The 18645-nt window shown below is 58.4% G+C and carries 17 protein-coding genes; 2 read left to right on the top strand and 15 right to left on the bottom strand.

Going from position 1 to position 18645, the window contains the following annotated elements; all coding sequences use genetic code 11:
* Positions 1-111 precede the first annotated feature (111 nt).
* Together ACIGJB_RS32930 and ACIGJB_RS32925 are read left to right on the top strand one after the other, a co-directional pair.
* Positions 112-1068, top strand: coding sequence for a replication protein RepA (locus ACIGJB_RS32930; protein ID WP_483735303.1), 957 nt, complete (start codon positions 112-114; stop codon positions 1066-1068).
* A 1472-nt stretch (positions 1069-2540) separates the two neighbouring features.
* Positions 2541-2822, top strand: a complete 282-nt coding sequence (locus ACIGJB_RS32925) for a hypothetical protein (RefSeq protein WP_483735302.1) — start codon at positions 2541-2543, stop codon at positions 2820-2822.
* 60 nt (positions 2823-2882) lie between these two features.
* Here ACIGJB_RS32925 and ACIGJB_RS32920 read toward each other — a convergent pair whose 3' ends face one another.
* The 15 genes from ACIGJB_RS32920 to ACIGJB_RS32850 form a co-directional block, all read right to left on the bottom strand.
* Positions 2883-4988 carry a DotA/TraY family protein gene (locus ACIGJB_RS32920; RefSeq protein WP_483735301.1) on the bottom strand — a complete coding sequence of 702 codons (2106 nt, stop codon included), beginning with the start codon at positions 4986-4988 and terminating at the stop codon, positions 2883-2885.
* Positions 4989-5166: 178 nt separating this feature from the next.
* The gene (locus ACIGJB_RS32915) at positions 5167-5637 is read right to left on the bottom strand and encodes a hypothetical protein (protein WP_483735300.1); all 471 of its coding nucleotides are present in this window, start codon (positions 5635-5637) and stop codon (positions 5167-5169) included.
* A 20-nt stretch (positions 5638-5657) separates the two neighbouring features.
* Positions 5658-8720: a hypothetical protein gene (locus ACIGJB_RS32910; RefSeq protein WP_483735299.1), complete on the bottom strand. Its 3063-nt coding sequence runs from the start codon at positions 8718-8720 to the stop codon at positions 5658-5660.
* A complete protein-coding gene (locus ACIGJB_RS32905) occupies positions 8717-8971 on the bottom strand; it encodes a hypothetical protein (RefSeq protein WP_483735298.1) in 255 nt (84 codons plus the stop codon). The genes ACIGJB_RS32910 and ACIGJB_RS32905 overlap by 4 nt, the downstream gene beginning before the upstream one ends.
* Positions 8958-10235: a hypothetical protein gene (locus ACIGJB_RS32900; RefSeq protein WP_483735297.1), complete on the bottom strand. Its 1278-nt coding sequence runs from the start codon at positions 10233-10235 to the stop codon at positions 8958-8960. Before ACIGJB_RS32900 ends, ACIGJB_RS32905 begins: the two co-directional genes overlap by 14 nt.
* On the bottom strand, positions 10210-10968 hold the full coding sequence (locus tag ACIGJB_RS32895) for an HNH endonuclease signature motif containing protein (RefSeq protein WP_483735296.1): 759 nt from the start codon (positions 10966-10968) through the stop codon (positions 10210-10212). Before ACIGJB_RS32895 ends, ACIGJB_RS32900 begins: the two co-directional genes overlap by 26 nt.
* 20 nt (positions 10969-10988) lie before the next feature.
* Complete coding sequence (locus ACIGJB_RS32890) at positions 10989-11540, bottom strand: DUF6750 family protein (protein ID WP_483735295.1); 552 nt, start codon at positions 11538-11540, stop codon at positions 10989-10991.
* 27 nt (positions 11541-11567) lie between these two features.
* Positions 11568-12104 (bottom strand): conjugal transfer protein TraQ, encoded by a 537-nt coding sequence (gene traQ, locus ACIGJB_RS32885; RefSeq protein ID WP_483735294.1) that lies wholly within the window; start codon positions 12102-12104, stop codon positions 11568-11570.
* Positions 12104-13066: a hypothetical protein gene (locus tag ACIGJB_RS32880; protein ID WP_483735293.1), complete on the bottom strand. Its 963-nt coding sequence runs from the start codon at positions 13064-13066 to the stop codon at positions 12104-12106. Before ACIGJB_RS32880 ends, traQ begins: the two co-directional genes overlap by 1 nt.
* A gap of 63 nt (positions 13067-13129) precedes the next feature.
* A complete protein-coding gene (locus ACIGJB_RS32875; protein ID WP_483735292.1) occupies positions 13130-14287 on the bottom strand; it encodes a DotG/IcmE/VirB10 family type IV secretion system protein in 1158 nt (385 codons plus the stop codon).
* Between the two features lie 3 nt (positions 14288-14290).
* Positions 14291-15238 (bottom strand): DotH/IcmK family type IV secretion protein, encoded by a 948-nt coding sequence (locus ACIGJB_RS32870; protein ID WP_483735291.1) that lies wholly within the window; start codon positions 15236-15238, stop codon positions 14291-14293.
* 2 nt (positions 15239-15240) lie between these two features.
* On the bottom strand, positions 15241-15501 hold the full coding sequence (locus ACIGJB_RS32865) for a hypothetical protein (RefSeq protein ID WP_483735290.1): 261 nt from the start codon (positions 15499-15501) through the stop codon (positions 15241-15243).
* Positions 15502-15510: 9 nt separating this feature from the next.
* Positions 15511-16125, bottom strand: a complete 615-nt coding sequence (locus tag ACIGJB_RS32860; protein ID WP_483735289.1) for a DotI/IcmL/TraM family protein — start codon at positions 16123-16125, stop codon at positions 15511-15513.
* A gap of 71 nt (positions 16126-16196) precedes the next feature.
* Positions 16197-16541, bottom strand: coding sequence for a helix-turn-helix domain-containing protein (locus ACIGJB_RS32855; RefSeq protein WP_483735288.1), 345 nt, complete (start codon positions 16539-16541; stop codon positions 16197-16199).
* Between the two features lie 270 nt (positions 16542-16811).
* Positions 16812-18335, bottom strand: coding sequence for a UvrD-helicase domain-containing protein (locus ACIGJB_RS32850; protein WP_483735287.1), 1524 nt, complete (start codon positions 18333-18335; stop codon positions 16812-16814).
* Between the last annotated feature and the right edge of the window lie 310 nt (positions 18336-18645).

Below are 18645 nucleotides of genomic sequence, written 5' to 3'. Positions count from 1 at the left end.
ATTCCGGCCCCGCAAATCCGCGCGCTCCGCTCCAAGAATTTGACATATCACACCAGCAATTCTAAGATCTCACCATTACGTATGACTGTAGCGATACGGAATATGGAGAATATGAGCGACATGGACGCGCCCTTGAAGCAGGGCAACCGAGGTGGCAGACCGCGGGGCACGACGAACAGCGTCAAGATCATCGACGCTTCTGTTGACATAGCTGCGCGGGAGCCCAATCTCGATGAAGTCGGATTTGGTGCAAAGTGCCTCGTGTCGGCTTCGCTTCCCTATCGCAACCCCAAGCCCGAACAACTGGTAAATGGTGCCTGGATCCGGCGCAACGGCAATTTCACGCTCTGGGTGCAGGGTGGCATCAACGGAATCCCCTTCGGCACCTACCCCCGCTTGTTTGTCATGTGGCTCACTGCTGAGGCTATCCGTACTGGCAGCAGGAAGGTCCACACTGGTGGTAGCTTCTCGGAGTTCTGCAGGAAGCTGAACATCGACCGTAGCCGCGGCAAGAACGGTGCGGGCAAACGCCTCATTGAGCAAGCGGACCGGCTCCTTCAGAGCCGCGCCGCCTTCGTCTCCGGCGCCATCAGCGATACATCGAAGTTGAAATCGACTGATTTCCTCAACTTCGCCGACAAGTACACGCTGTTCTTCGACCCTGATGAACGTGCCTCCGGCCAAGGATCTCTGTTCGAATCTGAGATCATCCTGACCGAGAACTTCTTCAACGAGATCACGACTCACTGCATTCCATTGGACATGCGAGCCGTTCTGTCTCTCCAGCAGTCTCCGCTCGAACTGGATATCTACCAGTGGCTCGCCTATCGCACGTTCAATCTGACGCGGCCCGCCTTCCCCACCTGGCAGCAGTTGTTCAACCAGTTCGGATCAACATATGGGCGACTTCGGGACTTCAAGGAAGCGTTCAAAGAAGCGCTGGTCTCCGTGATGCGCGTGTACCCTGGCCTGAAAGTGTCGCCCACTGACAACGGCCTGATGATCGCGCCATCCCCCCCTGCAGTCCCACCCCGCCAGTCGGAACTCCTTCTCAGCTCATCAAAATAGCTTTCCCCCCTCCTCCTTTTTTTCTGGCACCGACCTCGTCCGTCGGTACTGCAGCCTTGCACGTAGGTGTGGGGTTATTTGGTCGCGCCGGGCACGGGCCAGATCCGTCTACTCCACTGAGGTTCGCCGTCACCGTCAGAATCCACGTTGTGCCGAATACGACCCTTTCGTGTTAGAGGCGACCGTGCCATCCCGTCTGTCGTGTCGACCACGAAACGCTAGCTAATTAGGGGTAGCCACATTTCGTGGCTGATTTCGCAATGTGCGAAGCAATGCGGGCCGTGTGACCGGGCAGGCCTGGGAGCCTCTCAAAACGGCCCAATCGCGACCTACGGGTATTCGATGGTGGCGGCAACGTGACGGGAAGGACCGCTGACGCACTCGCGTCGATCTAGGGCGGTCAATCCCGCCATGCAGTCACGCTTCCGACTGCATGACTCTTGCCTTGCAGCATGAGATGGAGGCAATCAACCGGGAAATGCGGATACCCAAAATCTGGTTCGCCCATCGCGCTCTAAACCTCAAGTGGTTGACTCACACCCGTCGCGCCCCCCCCCGTCCCCACACACCATCACCCCCAGCCTGTCCAAGTCGATTGTGGTGAGGGGTTATTTGGTCGCGCCGACCTGGTGGCTTCTGGGATGCTGAATTTCCGCTGGGGTTATTTGGTCGCGCTATCCCGTCGATCCGATCCTGCTGAGGTTATCTAGTCGCGCCCTCTCAGCAGGGAGGTTATTTGGTCGCACCCCCTACTTATAGGGGGTATCACGCACATTCGGGATACTGTGGATAACCCCTGTGGATAACTAGAGTTATCCAGGGTTATTTGGTCGCGCATGTTGGGGTTTTTTGGTCGCGCGCCCTGAGTTATTTGGTCGCGCACCTGAGTTATTTGGTCGCGCTTTCTGGGTTATCTGGTCGCACGACCTACCCGCAATCCCTCGCCCCATAAGGCTTTGCGGGTTCCCCAAGTAGTACCTGTAAGTTAACAAGTAGTATACCTATATCTCTACCTGTAATTGATCTCGCTCTCAGTGTGGAAAAGCCTGAGACGATGGACTCACCCTCCAGATCTATGGACAGCCCGCTGACGCGGGTTCCCGCCTAACCGCTGCGCGGTTCCCGTGGACAAGCACAGGACAACCCTTCGGGTTGCCCTGCCCTTGCCCACAGGTCGGCGGCTGCCCACAGATCTGGAGGGTCCAGCTACCAGGTAGAGATAGAGTCCGAAATCTGAGTCAGCAGCCAGCCTGGCGTGGTGCCGTGCTGCTAAAGGAGGCGGCTGAGACGTGGAGGCAGAGAATAGTGGCTCCTCCGCAGCGGCATAACGCGTCTATGAGCGTTCTATCTTGTCGTTGAGGGGTGCGGCTATACCTCAGCCTAAACTCGCCCCAAGGCCCCGATTTTGCGCTTGCGCTAGGGCAAGCCGATCCGTATATTTGAATTCAGGATCAAGATTCAGGAGAAATGCGATGGCAATGGATGCGATCTTTCTCGGCCAAGCCCAGAAAAACGCAAGGATCGCGCAGGCGAACGCTGCCAACGCGAACGACTGGGCACGATATGCGCACCAACTGGAAGAGCGCCTTCGCGAATCTGAGGCGGCGCTGGCCGCAATGCGCAAGCTGAAGGACGTGGCCATCGCTGAACTGACCAAGGTCGACCCGCGTCACTACCTGACTGTTCAGCAGAATCGCCAAGCAATCGTTGATGTGGCGTACGACGCAGCGTTGAACGGCCGTGCCGCATCGTAGGCGCGCAGAAACGGGTACAGTCGGATATGAAAAAATGCCCGCGTAAGCGGGCATTTTTCGTTAGGCCGTCGGCCTTCCACCCGAAGACGGGCCGGTAGGTTTCGGCGGCCTCGGCCCTGACGGGGCTGCAGGCCCACGCTGTCCCAGGCTCGCTGTAGCCGTCCGTGCGGCGTCCTTGCCGCTGCTCAAGCCGCCAACAAAGACTTGCTTGGATCGGTCATCGGTATCGCGACCGAGGCTGCTCGACATCTGACCTCCAATCCACGCGAACACCTGATCGGGAACGATGTGAATCAGGTTGAAGCACCCGTGGATCGTGCTCAAGCAGAGCGAGAGGTAGACCGCGATGAAACCGATGATGCTTACCAGGCCGGTTGTCGAATCGAATTGAGCGTTTGCCATGGCAACGCCGAACATCGTGTTGAGCAACGTTCCGAGGACAATGACGCCCGCGCCTCCCAGCGCGAAGCCTACCATCATGAATGCAGGTCGGAACAGAACGTTCAGGAGAAAGATGTAGCCGTGCGTGGATCGCTGGCCTACCCCTTCACCTTCGCCGTCCAAGTGCGTGAACCCCCAGAGCGGCGACGCAATCAATGCTTCACCGACGACTGCGAACCACGATGTCACCCCACCAAACCACACAATGAACGGCACCATCGGGATATAGATTGAGAGCATCGCGCCAAAGAAGAATAGCGAGAGGACCGCGATCACGATGAACGGTGCCAGACCCTCCAGGACGCCCTTCAGTGCTGCCTTGATTGCTCCAGCGACCCCCAGCGTTGCAACGTCCGCCGCTACGCTCGCAATCTTCCCGGCGTTTGACTCGCTAGCTCCCTCAACGGCCTTGATGGTCGTATATGCGCCAAGCGCGCCCCAACCGCCCATCAGGATTGAGTCCCCCAGGTTCTTCATCCCGATCATGGGATTGGTAGTGCCGCCGACTCCATTGTTGGAATTCAGATTGATAGCGGCCTTCACCCACTCCTGTCCGCCAAAGATCTTGGCAAGTAGGCCTTTGGCGTCCGTAGATCCAGTCTGCAAGGTAGCCACGGTAGCTCCCCCGGTGTTGCGCGTGGCCGCATCGAGGCGCGTTTGCTGCTGATAGGCAGCGAGGACCTTGCGGTAGAGCTGTGGGTACGCCAGGTTGTCAGCGTCAGTGCCGGAAACTGCCGATGCTGTAGCGTTGGTGAGCGCGGACGTTTGCGCATTGGCTTGCGCGAACGTCTGGTACCAAGCGCCTGTCATGATCCAGCCATCGCGCTTGAGGTTTTGTTCGATCTTGCTGGATAGCCCCTCAATCGAACCGCGCGAACCGGCCACGGCACTCTTGATGCCGTTCTCGTAGGATTGGGCAGCGCTGTTCAAGGCGCTCGAAACGTCTGGCGGAGTTGTGCCGGCATTCACTGCCGCCACATACTGCTTCGCCAAAGTGCTCACGGTGACCTGCAGCGAGTTCAATCCACTCTGATGCGCCGCGAGCATCGGATCGTACAGCGTGGACGTATCCAGAGCGTATGCGCCCAGGCCAGCCTCGGCGCCAGCAACCATCGAGGGTGGTTCAGGCAATGCCAGGGAAGCCCCGCCGCATGACTGGCCGTGCCCGCTCGTGATCGTGACCTGCTTGCCGACCACCGATGGGGTAAAGCGTTCCGACGCATCGGCAGTAACACCAGCCTCAGCGGGCATGTTGTCGATTGCCGTATTGACGGCCTCCGCGCAGAGGTTCGCCTCAAACAGGGTACGGGCGAGTGTCGAGGCTGTGGGTGACGGTGGTGTGCTCACCATGGATCCCCCACTCTTGACGACGGCAATGGTTGCATCCTGCGTGAGATTCGCGATCCCGACTCCCATCATCGTGCCCCAGAGCATGACGATCTGCGCGCCGCAGTATCCGCCAAAGACTGGCACCAGCGAGCAGAAGCCGATGCACATGCGGATCACGAACCATGGCGAGGATTTCTTCTGACCAAGGAACTCGCCGTCCTGGCCGGTCGCAATCAGGCTGGAGCCGAAATGATAGATTGCCCAGATCAACGCCACCGCGAGAATGCACGAGGTGATGACCATGAAGATGTTGGGCAGCATGCCCGAACCCGCCCCCCCCGAGGCTGCAAGCGGGTTGTGAATAACGTTGCCGTAGACCATCTCGAGCAACGCCATCGACTTGTCGCCTGAACGATTCGCCGCGCTCTGGATCTCGCCGACACTGGTAGTCTGTGCCCATGCAGCAGCCGCAGATAGTGTTAGCGCCCCAGCGAAAAGACCCTGCAGAGGGTATCGCAACATTAGTGCACGCATGTAGCACCTCGATCCGTATAAAAGTAACGATACATATTCGTCAATCGAAAAGACGAGGGTTCAAGGTGAACCACAGAGCGCCCTTGCTGCGACAGAAGTCGCGCACACTTCCCAGAGGCTCGGAGGGGCGTGCTTTTCCGCGGACAATCTGCCAAGAACGATGCGCATACTTCACCGCGGTGAGCGCGCACAGCACGGTGAAGAGCAGACCAATCAAGACACCGAACATGCTGCCTGCCACGATGCTTGAGAGCGAGTAGACCAACGCAAGGAAGGCAAACGCGAGCGCAGCACGACGGTTGTAGAGGCAAGATCGTTCAATCTGGCCCAGAGGAATGGCGCCTCGCGGACGGGCTGCCAGTGCCTCTTTGAAGGTCCGGATCTTCGGATTCTTCCGGCGCTCCTTCAACTCAGCGTCGATATCCTTGATCGTATTCCAGCCGCTCTCGACAGTACGCTTCATCGATACCAGAGGCGCCAGCGGATTGATGACTCCACCGATCTTGCGCATCACTGATTTTCTTTGCTCCGTCATGCTGCCAGCCTCTCTTTTTCAATCGTGGTGGAATACTTCTTGATCAGTTCCCTTGCAACGATGGAGATGGCACCTTCGTCGTCATCCGCGCTGAGTTCCTTCTTCCGCTGTTCCAGGTACGGGGCAGCGGTGCCTGCAGGAAACTCTTCTGCAAGGATCTTCCGCGCCAGCGCTGGTCGCATGTGCTCTACCAGGCGACGGCGAAGGCCCACATCCTCAGCGGTCGTAGAGAAGGCCCACAATTCAATCGGGCCTGGCGCGTTGTGCAGGACCTGCGTGATGACACCAGTTTTGATCTGGTGCCATACAAGGAACTTGCCGGGACCGCGCACATCCTTGTTCAGGCGCTCGATAGCAGAGTCCGAGAGACCGAACAGATCTTGCGCCTTGCGCTGGGATTCCGTCGTGCCGGCATTCATGATGTAGACAGAAAACGCAGACTCGGTGATCGACTCCCCGTCCGTATCGAAGTCGGTCATGTACTGGGAAGCAAGCGAAACGCGGATATTCCATTTGCGGCCCTCGCGACGGTCGAGCGAAAGCAACTTGCGGAAGGCCTTCTTTCCCCCGGTGCGGTGCAGCTCATCGACGCATAGCCCCTTCATGTCCTCGAACACATCATCGATCCGAGTCTGGTGATACGCTCGATACTGCGGCGGGCAGAGATCCAGAATCTCCTTCGACAGGTAGTATTGCCGCGCTGCAATCTGGCGAGCAAACATGTACATGATGCCGGCGCGGCGCTCCCCTTCCTCGCCGGCAGCACGGGCAACCTCGTCAAGGTCGAGCGCGACTATTCGCGAGTTCTCGTTGATCTCGTAGCGCGTATGGCTCGAAATAATTTTGTAGTCCTTCAACGCGGTTGTGAGGACCTGAACCATCTTGTCGATCAGCGTCATCCCGCTATCGACGCGAGCCTTTGAATCCGCGCTCGGCTCGAAGACCGCGCGAATGGTCTCGTTACGAACGACTTCGATCAGATCCGACAGCACCGGTACTGCGAATCGCTGTGCCAGGCGTGCCTCACGTGGCATGTCAGCGGCCATCAAGGCGTCCGTGACGTCCCACCATGTGGTGTACTCGTCCGCGACGTACCCGATCTTTGCAAGCGATTCGTCGACTGCGGCGTCGATCAACTGATCGTATCGCTTCATCGATCCAGGAGTCGAGTACAGCTTGTAAGCCTCATCGACCATCATGCTCGCGATATCCCCTGCCCCATCGTACGGCTCTACCTTTCCTACCGGCGTTGCAAGCATGCTCAGCAGGGAGACAATGAATTCCCGGTCGAATGCAGTCGGGAAGCGACATCCAAGTTGCGTGTCGAAAGGGTTGATTGCGAAGGCCTCCGTATTCCGCAGGCGGACATAGATTGCCTCGTGTTTGCGCCCCTCCGGCAGCGCACTCTGCAGCAGATCGATCAAGCCTGCCGAGCTAGGGCCAACGTCAATGATCGTAATCAGAGGGAGGCGGCGCAGGCCTGGAGCGAGAATCGACCCGAAGTTCAGGGTATTGAGCCACACAGACTTTCCGGAGCCCATCGTTGCCCAGATCAAGTCGATCCATGCCGTCTGCTTGGAGGAAGTCGGCTGGTATGGATACAGCTTGCCGTCCAGGGTCCGGAGTGGGATGGACCCGCCGTCGAACCAGGGCGACGCTGGCCGCTGCCACGGGAGCATCCTGATGATCTCCATCAATGGGGGAATCATTCTGGGGGCGAGGTTTCTCTCGCTGAATCCTGGCACGGTCGATACCAGTCCGGCAACCGGATCGCCCGCATCGGTGGTCACTTGCGTAATCCCCCAGCCCTGCAGAGCCTTGGAGATTGAGGAAACTCGACGCTGGCACTCCGCCTTGCTATCCGCCCATGTGGCAGCGCAGATCTTCACGGTGACGATGTGCTCGCCATTCTTCTGCGCTTCCTCGATAGCGTCGAAGGAGCGCTTGATTGCCGCGTTGCCTTGTCCGAGGAAGCCGATGATTGACACGACGGTCTGCTTGAGACGCATCGAGTCCAGCCCACCAGGCTCGATGGAAAACTTCACCCGCCACGGGATCTGGTCGCCCATGCGACGGAACAGCGTCATGAAGTCCTTGGGGTCTTGCGGACCAAGCTCCATGAAGCAGTAGCCGTGGTATTGACCGTCGATGACCACAAAGTCGCCTTCGACGGTGTGTTTGGTTGGAACCATCTGCGTCGAGAGTTTCGGGAGCATCAAGTCGGATGCGTCATTCTTCCTCGCGGCAGACCGGGTCCAGTATTTGTCGCCAGGTAAGGCGGGCTTCCAACTCAGGTCGGTACCGCGTCGGTCGTATGTGGAACGAATCGCCCTCGCAGCCTGGTGCGTGGACAAACGTTCGATGTGGAGTTTTGCATCGCGGAGGTCTTCTTCGATAGCCTCGATCAAGGTCTCGTGCGTATGCAACAGGCCGCGCACCAGTGCCGTCACTGCCTGGCCGTGTTGTGTTGCCTTGAGGTTGTGCTCCTTCATACGCTGGCGGTGATCGCCCATTTCGCGCTTGACCTCGTCACCGGACATCGATGACAGATGCGTGTAGACAAGCATCAGGCACGACTCATGGGAACAAAGCGCGGCCATTCGGTCGCAACGCGCATCTAGCACGTCGCGAAGCTCGCCCAGACCGAGTCGCTCTGCGGTCTGGTATGACGCCTCCATCATCTTGTCGATCAACGCCCGAATGCGCGTCGGGTCCCGCTCGAATGAGATCTCGATGGTATGACCGGGGCGTTGGAAGTATGCCGCGAGCGCAGTGTGCACCTTGGCCGTGATGGAATCGAACTCCGCTTCGCCAACGATATCCATGCTCCCCGTCAATTCGAAGGCCGTGAGCATGGAGCATTCCCGCGTGAGCAGGATGTACGGCTTGACCTTCTCGGGATCCTTGGCGCGGGCGGCTTTCGTCCTCGGATCGTCCTCGTCCAGTCCAATGGCACTTTCAAGCTGACAATACGACGGCAGATCCGCGCCAAGCGCGAAGCTGGACAGCCAGGCGATGATCGACTCGACGTTGTCGGCAATTCCCTTTGCGAATGTCATTGCTGATGGTTCCTTCGCTGTATGAATTCCGCGCGCATGATGGGCGCGGCCTGTGTTTGATTGAGAACTTTCGCGATCCACGGATCGATACCTGCGGACCGGCTTAGGACCTGCGTTGCGTGAACAACGCGCTGTGCCGGTGGCATGTCTGCGAGTTTGTCCAGTTCGAGAATGTCGCCGGACCGCACCGCCGCGGCACAAAGCACCTCCACGAGGTCCGACAAATCGAGTACGTCGTCAGGCGGCTGCATAGACATCGTCTTCCTGAATGATTTTGCTGAAGTTTGGCGCTACGAGTTTGTTCTCGATGGCGAACTCCAATGTCTGCAGTAACTCGCTCCGTTGGACTCTGACCCGGATAGCGCCTGTGCCGTACCCGGTGACGGTGAATCCTTTGTCGAGAGCCTTCTTCGCAAGGGTGAAGCAGAGAGCCCGGTCAGCCGCACGCAACCAGACGGCCCGCGAAGTCAGGTTCTTGCGCTTTGTCAGCTTGTTGTATTCGTCGCTCGCGAGCGACATCCAATGGTTCTCTGCGAGTAGGCCTGCCGAGTAAGACAATTCCAGCAGTGGGTCCGTAAGCGCTGCGGGCATTTGCGCCTTCTCCGGAAGGGCCTTGTAGTGATGTGAACGGAAGACGGATTTGATGTCGAGCGGGGCGAAGCGAGATAGCCAGACAAGCTCTGGGTGTGAGACCCACTCCCGCAATGCCATTCGGGAAGTGGCTTTCTGCCCAAAGGCCGCCAGCGCCGCGTACTGCGAGTCTGCTCGTGCCATGTCAATCTCGACTTCCGCAAGAATGGGGGTCTCGTGGCTGACGCAGAATGCGAGACGTTCTTTCTGGGTAGCAGGAAGCCGGACACCAGGCACATACTCCCACGCATCATCCGGAACTGGGCAGGCCAAAACCTTGCGCGCGTGAGCGAGGCGATTCATCCGAAGCGTCAAGAACACGGAGTTCGGGATGAAGTCGGCACGGGATAGTGCCGAATCGGTCTGAAACGCGGCTTGCAGTGCGCGTTCCAGCGCCGGGTTATTCAGCGATGCGTCTCGCGGGAACCGAGACTTGATGTTCTCATGGAGCGTATCGGCGTTCGCAAGCTCGTTGGGCTTCCACTCGTAGGACTGCGCCGCGAGCCTGAACGTTCGTGAAGCGATAAGTGACAGGACCGGTGCAACTGTCGATGCATTCGCTCCGCTCATGTCAAGTCCGAGATCCGCGCCGATTTGTGGGATCTGGGTTCTGAAAAAGCCAGGTGCGCGGAGGTTGTGTACGTTCCGGTGACCTTGGCTGATGTACTGAGAGAAAGCGCCGTTGGTGATCCAGATGACGTTGTTCGCGAGATCCGCGTGCTGGCGTACATAGGTCGCGGGCGTTCCGTTCACGGAGGCGTGGCCCGACGTGCATTCGTTGGGATTGTCATAGAGCATGACTCCGACGTCGGGAATGATTACTTTCGAATCGGTTGCCTGCTCCTGATCGCATGCGCCGCTAGCGGGTGCCGACTGCGCGCTCATAGATTCGCTGCCAGGTGTTCGTCGGGAGTGTTCTGTAGAGTTCCTCCGCCCACCGTCCGACATACTCGAGGAAGCGGACAGGACGGTAAAGAAGTCCCAGTCCAGCAAAGGCACTTTGGCGCTTCTCGAAGCCTCCACTATCCAGACGCAACAGTGCGTTCGCGAAGTCCGATGGATTCGCACTGCCCCACTCGCGGGCCACCAACTCACCGCGGCTCGCGAGGTGCTGAAGCAGTGCGCTTGCCTCAGCCTTTTCAGAATCGGTACCGGTTTCCAGCACCACTGCAATCGTGCGCTGCAGATGGTTCAGTTCGGACTGCGGAAGAGACTCGATGTGGATGAAGATCCCATGCCGCTTGCTGCCAACTTGACCGATGTGTTGGGTACCATGACACAGCGGATCCGCAATGACGAGGTTCTCATCCCGATTGTCGGCATGGTTGTCGTTGCGGTGATGGATCTCGGTGTGCTTCGACCGAAAGCCACAGAAGACGCATTGGAACTGACCCTTGGCGAGGCGAGCCTCGCGCTTGGCCTTGTATTCCGCATCGGCGGCTTCCATGTGCTCGTCATTCTTGCGCCACACCTGACGCTTGACGGAGAACACGATATCGGCGAACCGGCGCGTTGCGAAGTTCGCAGCCAACGACGCGTCCGGTTCTGGCATCCCTGCTGTGGAGGCCTCCCAGCTATTACCGGTAGCGTCGGCTTCCTGCATCGATTGCATCGACATCGTGTTCGCACCTCACCCGATCAGAGACCGCCAGGCATCTTGTTCATCTGGCCTGAGCTACCCCCGACGGATTCGGCGGCGGAGTCCGCGAAGTAGCCGATCATCATCAGGCAGATACCACCGAGGATGTTGCCAAAGATGCTGACTGTCTTGATCTGTGTGTCACCGTTGGAGCGTGCCTTCCCGTTCATGATGCCGGTGTAGACACCAAAAATGCCGAGACCGTAGGCCGTGTAGATCAACAGGTCATAGATATCGCCCAACTGCGATTTGATCGCGCGTGCCCACGATGCGAAGCCACCGGCAGCATGCGCGCTCTCCGGCGACAGGATCAGCGCCAGACAGAGTGACGACGCGGCGACCACAGCCAGGCCTTCATTCGAAAAGAGGTCGCGTTTCGACATCCGCACGAACGAATAGATGCTGATTGCCGTGGCCAGTACAAGTGCGAGGGCGAGCGTCGGGTTTCGATGCAGCATCGCCCCGATGAAGATCGTTGCGCCAGAACCGACGAGGAACTTCCGTGGTTGCGCGTGGGCGAAGAAGTGGAGACGATAAAACAGGTTTCGCATGAACTGCTCCTTGATGAATGAATCCGGTCAGAAGGCAAGACCGGCTGTTTCCTTGAATGCGTCGAGAGTTGTGGAAATGTTGACCATGGCTGCGCCGCCAAGCGCGTGGATTAGTCCTTTCCAGGCGTAGTCCTCGTATCCACCTGTCCCGTGGCCTTCGGAGGCTTTCTTGAACATGGTGAAACCCTTGAAGCCGTACCACCATCCGAACGTGGATACGATTGTCATGATGGCGTTCAATACCGGCTGGAACGCGCCGATGGAGCCACCTCCGGAATACGAGACCAAGCCGAATCCGCGTCCTTGCTCGCCGGTCATGGAAGCAAATACTCCTCCAATCGTGCCGCTGAGATCGAGCAGTAGCGCGCCAACAATGAGCGAGGTAAAGATTGCCGCCCCGGAGGTCTCTGCAGATCCGCCGCCAGGCGTACTCGAAGCCTTCATGCCCTTTTTGATCGCCTGGGCGATGTACCAAAGGCCGACGAGCATTGCGATTGCGCCAGCCAGAGACTGAAACTCGGAGATCGTGTCTCCGATGTTGACGACAATCGTTGTGAGATCCATTACCGGATCACCCCTGCAGTCGTGCGAACCAAATACTTGTCAGCATCGATCTCCACGATCTCGCTGCCGCCCAGCTTGTCGCCCTTGACCTTCACGATCTGCTTGCCGTTTTCATCTTCAAGCCACGCTTGACCCGGAATTACCTGCTTGATCTTGTAGCCCACGACTGTTTCATCCTTCGACTCAGTCGCACGCTTGCCAGGCTTTCCGCGCACGACGCCAGCGGCGCGCTCCCGTGCACGCTCCGACTCCGCAGTTGCCTTTGCGGTGTGCTTTGGCTTCGCCGTGGTGGGGGCAACGGTCTTCGGTTTCGCATCGGACTGGTCTCGGCCTTCGACTGCCGAGAGTCGGTTGGTCAATACGTCGAGCTTGGCATTTGTATCGGCCAGCGCCTGAAGAATCGCCTTGTTATCGGGGCTGTCTGCCTTCGGCTGTGCTGGAACGTCCGCCAATGCTCCGGCCATCGCCTTCGCAGGCTTGCCTTGAGCGACTGCGCCAGAGGCACCTTCCCCGGATGCGGCAGACTCGGCTGCGGATTTCCCCGCTTCCGCAAGCGAATCTGCCGCACCGGGAGGTGCGGAAAACGTGCCGGCCTCCTGCGTAGCAGGAGTACCGCCAGGCATCTGCTGCGCTTCCGTGGGAGGCGGGGTGAATGCTGTGGGTTGTTGCGCAGCAGATGGGGCTTGCGCGCCGAGCATCCCGCCTTCCGGGGCAGCACGGCGTTGTTCCGGGGCCTGCGCTGCATATGGCGCGCTCGAAGGGGCATTGAACTTCTTGAAACCCCAGAAGCCGACTACACCCAGCGCGAGAACTGCGCCGGCAACGAGCTTTGGCGGAAACTTGCGCTTTCCCGGCTCCGCAGTTGTTTCGACATCAGTTACGTCATCATGGGCGTCGTTGGTAGGTTCCGCGTCGCCGTGCTCGGTATCGCCGAGGTTGGAGTTGAAATGATCTTGGCTCATGTCGATGAAGTAGTACGTACCATGTAGATTATACGGAAAAGTGCGCCCAACAAAAATCGATCTCTACTTCAGAAAGACATCGTTCTTAAACAGTACCATGATGGGCGTTCCCTTCTTGATGCGGCCTCGCCGTGGCGGGATTGTTGACGTCTCCTGTTGGATGACTTGCTGAGTCGCCTGCAATGCTCCGGCACCGGCTGCACCAGCCACTTGCTTCGTGGTCGGGTTCGGATTCTGAATGACAGTGGTACCGCCAAGCGGGGTGTTCTGCACGGTCGCGCCAGCATTGCTGTAGACGCTCCCAATCATTCCCAGTGCGCCCATGACCGCAGGGATCGCAATGCGCTGCGCGTATCGATGGTCAATGTCGGCGGGCTGGGCGGTGCGCAGCTCGTTCTCGTCCAGGGCAGTGGCGGTGATGGAGAGGAAGTCCTTCGTAGGGGTCTGCATCTTCGTGAACTCGGTCACGATGACTTCGTTGGAAAGTCGGGCAGTACCATAGAGAATACTGCCCGCGTACTTGCCGGTTTCTACCGTAGCGAGTACGTCCGATGGCGCATCCGTATCAATGCTGTTCGCGTACACCGCTGGGATCTGGTCAAGGCCATGGATGTACGGCACTTGCTTTGTGGTCGAGTCTTGGCTGCTACCCGCATTTCCAGAGGCCGACTGCGTTGCCTGCGGCGCGGCCCTGCCATCGACTTTGGCAGTCTGCTGTGCCAGGCCAAGCACGTCTTGCGACGCTTCTGACGACGTCCATTGTTCTTGCAGCATCTTGACCTGTGCCATCACGGCCTGATCGACTTGAGGCGGATTGGCGGCGGCAGTGGTCCCTTGTGCGGCGGGGGTCTGGTTCGGGCGGGCGTAGTCGCGCGGCACTTGCGGGGGATTTTCCTGCTCGCGCTTTGCCAACGCATCTTCCAGCGGCGTTGACTTGCCACCACGCTCCGAAAGTGTGGGGATGAACGTTGCGTCGGTATGCTCGGCCTTCTGAAAGCCTTGCTTGTTCACGTTGTCGAGTGCACGGGCATAGCTTGGCGTCTCCATGGACTGCGTCGAGCCGCGCGTGTCGATAGCGGGCACATCAACGGTCGCGGGGGCCTTGCGTCGATCCTTGATCGTTATGAAGGCTATCGCCGTGGCCGCGATAGCGACAGCGCCAAGGCCCACAATTACCTTTGCGTTTTTCTTGAAACCGGGGTGGATCTTCTTGTCGGCCATGGCTTATTCCAGGTCGAGGTACACATTGCGCAGAGCACCCTGTTCGCTCAGCGTCACAACTGGTGTTGCTGCAATTTCGTAGACTCGCGTGCCGTCGGCTGCGGCAATGGTTGCCTGATAGGCGGGGTTGTTCATGAAAAGGTCGGTGCGAATGACGACGTTCGAACCGACAAGCCATGCCTTCGTCCCAGCGGGAGCATTCTCCACGCGGATAGACTTTGCATTTGGCGTATCGATTCCATCGAGAAGGGTCTGCAGGTAGTTGGCCGGAAGTCCAATCGCTGGCGTGCCGGCCACCGGATCAATGGCGTTCGGACCGCGGCGAGGAACACGAAGATCCAGACGGTAGTCGGTTTCGCGCTGACCGGCCACCATACGCACGACGACCGGTATAGGGAGACCCTTGAGGAATACGGCGACGTTCCCCTCGACGAAATCGCCAAGTGCGGTGATCGTAATGGTCGGAATACCCGCTACAGGTGCCTTCACTTCAAAGCGTCCCTTTGCGAGGTTATTCACCTCCAGGATATCCCACGGGGCTCCCGTGATATCCACAAACGAGACAGCCGCGCCCTGGTTACTTACTCGCACGATTGGCGGCGTCGCGCCAGGGGACAAGTCCACGGTGTTCGATGAGATCACGGGCTTGGGTGGCACAGTCGGGTGCGTGGCTCCCGCCCGTCGCGCCTGATCCAGCCGCTTCCGGAGGTTCACGATCTCCTCGGGCGAGAGGGGCATGATGTTCGCAGCCGCAGCCTCGAAGTTCGCCGAGCCTACGGGCGGCGCTGCGAGCGGAGGAAGTGGCTTGGTTGCATTGGCGGCGGCGGCAGCGGCCTGCTGTTCGGTACCTTGCGTAGCGGCGGTGGCCCCGGCAGTAGACTGCGCGAGGACCGAGCCACTATAGCCGCTCACAGCGAGCACCAGAGATAGTGTTGAGATTCGGTATCGCATTGTCAGAACTGGATACCGGTCACTGCCGCAAACATGCTGCGGGTATCAATGATGCCCTGCAACCAGTCATGGCATCGCGTGGAGGGCGCTGATTTGGCGAGGACTTCCAGTGTTTCACGGTCGGCGATGAAGACGTCGATATGATCGAGTTGCACGTACCAATCTGTGTGCTCCGCACTCTTGAGCGGATGGCCAAGCTCACCCGACTTCGCCTGGTTGACGATGTCGAGTGAGGTAGGCAAGTGAAATTCTTCTGCGGTCATGCCCTTCACCTAATTGATTTTTGTATTGCCACCGAGACGGAGAGACTGGGTCGCAGCAGCATCCGGGTTGTCCACGATGGGGACCCGCTTGATGGTTTGCTTCACCAGGAATTCATACTGCTTGCGTTCGTTCTGGCCGGTGATAGTGAGTGCCATGGGCATCTCCACCTCCCACGTGTAAGAGCCATCGCGACCAATGTAGTCATTGACGATTACCCCGGCACCCGTTGCAACTGCGGACGTCACGAGTCGTCGCGTGCGGATCTTCTCGATAAGGCCCGACTGTTCGTACTGGTCCATCAGCGACGCATAGCCATCGCGGGTGTACCGCGGACGTAGGGCGCCGAGCTTCGCCTTGAGATTGTTGTCGTCAAAGTCGAGACTGAAAGAGGCAATCGCCGTTTGCTGGGCTTTTTGGAGTACAGCTTCGTGGGTCAGGTACGGCTCGGAGACGGGGACAATAGGAACGATTCGTCCTGTCGGGTCCGTCGCGAAATATTTCGGCTCCGGACGATACTTGTACTGGACGTAGTTGCCCCCGATAGAGGCCAGCAGCGCGAGACCGAGGATGAGATTGCTATCCAGCAGTTTTCGCCAACTGACCTTATAGAAGAGATTCGTCATCAGGAGGCGGTGCACCGGGTCCAAGTCCATAGCCGCCTGTTTGCCGGTTGCAGCGGGTCGGGAACGCGCTGTCACGAGTACACCTCTTCACCAGCGAAGCGGTCCGGATACAGCAGGTGGATTTCCGTGATCGGTGCCCAGAGACCCCCGAGGCGAGTGTTCAGGATCTTTTCGCAGGCGGAAAGTAACTTAGTGCCGTGTTCGGTTTGGGCTCGCTCGCGGTCACGGGCGCATTCATTGGAGTTGAGCACGCGAACGAGCATTGCCGCCACGTCCGGGGCAGGCACCCCGCCCTGCTCCAGGCGCGTGAAGTACGAGCGAGAGATACCAGCGGCTTGGCAGATCTTGTCAGGGCTGAGATTGCGTTGAACACGGAAGGCTTTGAGGGCCGTCAGCGGTTTATCTGAGGCAGGCATAGGGGTCCGCTAAATTATGTATCGTGCCAATGGTACGCAAATTATTCCGTGCACGAAAGTTGACTGTCAAGAATATTCTGCGACAGTCAAGGAATGTCGAATCTGGTTACACAGTGGCGCGAACGGCATTTGCTCACCCCTCTTTAGAGGGGATAAATGCTTTTCGCGCCACATACGGAACACGTGATCGACGCGTTACCCACCATTTTTGAGGCGCTTTAGACTCTTACGTCGCTTTATTCTTTTTATTTAGAGCAGATGTAAGTAGTACTAAATTCGCATCGACGCGACGCGGGCTTGTTGACGGTCGCGCAAAGCGTCAGTGACACGAAAAACATCCCGGATGCTTTCGTTGACTTGCAGTGCACGCTTTGCGCGAGTAGCCGCCACATACAGCAGATTGATTTCCGCGTCCTCAGGAGCTTCATCGGCAGCGAGGAACTTTTCTTTATCCTCGGTCACAAGTTCTGCGTAATCGTCGGTCAGCACGACTTGATCGAACTCTAGTCCCTTGGACTTGTGGGCCGTGGTGAAGACGATGCCGTCCTTCAGTTTGTTCGGCGCGGACAGCGGCACGTGCCGCTCTTCGATCTCGCGGATCAGCTCGGGAATTCGCTCGCCGTACTCGTCGGCGATCTTGCCAAGGAACTTCAGTTCCGGATCCTTGGCTTCCTCGCCGGCCTGCTTGAGTTCTTCCATGCTATTGAACTGCCGCACTGTCGGGCTTTTGATTGCGCCCTTCTGGTTCGTCAGCAGGTAGTAGCAGTCCATCATCAGGTCAAACTTGTAACCTTTCGTGCCCCCGACGAAGTGGAAAGGCTTCTGGCTCTGGATGTTCTTGACCGCTTCCGCGAATAGAGCAGCGTTGGTGCGGGCGATGACCGCGAAGGTTTTGGTCTTGTCCACCTGGAACTCCGTCTTCACGGGTGCCAGGCCGGAGATGGGCTTTGGCATGTCTCGGAACGGACGGAGGATCGAGGTTGCAGTGCGCGCAATACCAGCACCGAACCGGAATGAGTTGGTCAGATAGTGACGCTCTGCTTCGGGGAGCGAGTCCATGGCGTTGATCGCGCCGCGGAACTGGTAGATAGCCTGATTTTCATCTCCTACCATCACCAGGCGGGTCTTTTGCCTGAGCAGTACCGACAGTGTCGCAGGGTTAGTGTCCTGGGCTTCATCGATCACAATGCCAAGATACCTGCGGCTGAGGTCTGGCCCCTGCAGGGACCAAATTTTCAGGTACCCATCGTGAGGGAGGGTAGCTTCTCGATCCTTGGGATCGCACATTGCTGAAAACAGCTTTCGGGCGTAGTCGAGCACGGCAGGAACCTGTGCGGGCGGTACCTTGAGATCTGCCGGTATGTGGGCCGGCAAAATCTTCTGGTCGGCGGAGCCGAACCAGGATTCGAGCGCAGCCTTCACGAACCCCGCCATACGCGGGTTCACCTCCAGCTTTTGCGCAATCTGCATGGGCCGCATGTCGCCCAACTTTTCATTCACGCGGTCGCGAGGAATCTCGCTGAACAGACGCGGGATGACTGCGCCATAGGCCAGGGAATGTGTTGTCCGGCATTCCACCCATTCCGGGAACCGCCCCTTCGCTTCTTCAGCGATGGATTTGTTGAAGGCAAGGTAGAGCCAGGCACGCCGGTCATTGTCAGCCGGTGGCTGTGCGCGCGTGAAAGCCTCCATGGTCGAAGTCTTGCCAGTGCCGGCGTACGCCGTCACCACCAAATGCTGGGCTCTGCTATTGATGATCCCGACTTGCTCGTCTGTATGCTTGATGTCCGCCATGGCGTTCGCTCCTGTGCGTATCGTAGTAACGATACGGAGTATAGCCGATGACAGTATGGGCACTATGGCGGTGAGGTGCCGGAATAAAACCATCGTCTAGACGTAGCTCCCAACATGAGAGGAGCTATTGCTTTGAGACGTTTCCGTAACCTTATCATTGCCCTGGCAATCGCCTCGGGCGCTAACCCGGCCAAGCAGGCTTCGCCGGCCCTGCCACCTCAACCGCCTTCAGTCGTGTTGCGGGTGACACGCCACCTCCAGTGCGCCAACTTTATTGGGAAAGAGCTTTAGCCCGTTGGTGGCGACCCGG

It is taken from the genome of Cupriavidus sp. C2SS-8b (assembly GCF_057073745.1).
The sequence above is the reverse complement of the archived record's forward strand: the minus strand, read 5'-3'. Positions and strand labels throughout refer to the sequence as shown.

Coding starts and splice junctions, on each gene's coding strand:
- ACIGJB_RS32880 (WP_483735293.1), bottom strand. CDS start 13,066: ATGAGCCAAGATCATTTCAACTCCAACCTCGGCGATACCGAGCACGGC.
- ACIGJB_RS32915 (WP_483735300.1), bottom strand. CDS start 5,637: ATGCGCAAGATCGGTGGAGTCATCAATCCGCTGGCGCCTCTGGTATCG.
- ACIGJB_RS32895 (WP_483735296.1), bottom strand. CDS start 10,968: ATGTCGATGCAATCGATGCAGGAAGCCGACGCTACCGGTAATAGCTGG.
- ACIGJB_RS32890 (WP_483735295.1), bottom strand. CDS start 11,540: ATGCGAAACCTGTTTTATCGTCTCCACTTCTTCGCCCACGCGCAACCA.
- ACIGJB_RS32900 (WP_483735297.1), bottom strand. CDS start 10,235: ATGAGCGCGCAGTCGGCACCCGCTAGCGGCGCATGCGATCAGGAGCAG.
- traQ (WP_483735294.1), bottom strand. CDS start 12,104: ATGGATCTCACAACGATTGTCGTCAACATCGGAGACACGATCTCCGAG.
- ACIGJB_RS32860 (WP_483735289.1), bottom strand. CDS start 16,125: ATGACGAATCTCTTCTATAAGGTCAGTTGGCGAAAACTGCTGGATAGC.
- ACIGJB_RS32875 (WP_483735292.1), bottom strand. CDS start 14,287: ATGGCCGACAAGAAGATCCACCCCGGTTTCAAGAAAAACGCAAAGGTA.
- ACIGJB_RS32870 (WP_483735291.1), bottom strand. CDS start 15,238: ATGCGATACCGAATCTCAACACTATCTCTGGTGCTCGCTGTGAGCGGC.
- ACIGJB_RS32930 (WP_483735303.1), top strand. CDS start 112: ATGAGCGACATGGACGCGCCCTTGAAGCAGGGCAACCGAGGTGGCAGA.
- ACIGJB_RS32905 (WP_483735298.1), bottom strand. CDS start 8,971: ATGCAGCCGCCTGACGACGTACTCGATTTGTCGGACCTCGTGGAGGTG.
- ACIGJB_RS32910 (WP_483735299.1), bottom strand. CDS start 8,720: ATGACATTCGCAAAGGGAATTGCCGACAACGTCGAGTCGATCATCGCC.
- ACIGJB_RS32925 (WP_483735302.1), top strand. CDS start 2,541: ATGGCAATGGATGCGATCTTTCTCGGCCAAGCCCAGAAAAACGCAAGG.
- ACIGJB_RS32850 (WP_483735287.1), bottom strand. CDS start 18,335: ATGGCGGACATCAAGCATACAGACGAGCAAGTCGGGATCATCAATAGC.
- ACIGJB_RS32920 (WP_483735301.1), bottom strand. CDS start 4,988: ATGGCGTTGCTCGAGATGGTCTACGGCAACGTTATTCACAACCCGCTT.
- ACIGJB_RS32865 (WP_483735290.1), bottom strand. CDS start 15,501: ATGACCGCAGAAGAATTTCACTTGCCTACCTCACTCGACATCGTCAAC.
- ACIGJB_RS32855 (WP_483735288.1), bottom strand. CDS start 16,541: ATGCCTGCCTCAGATAAACCGCTGACGGCCCTCAAAGCCTTCCGTGTT.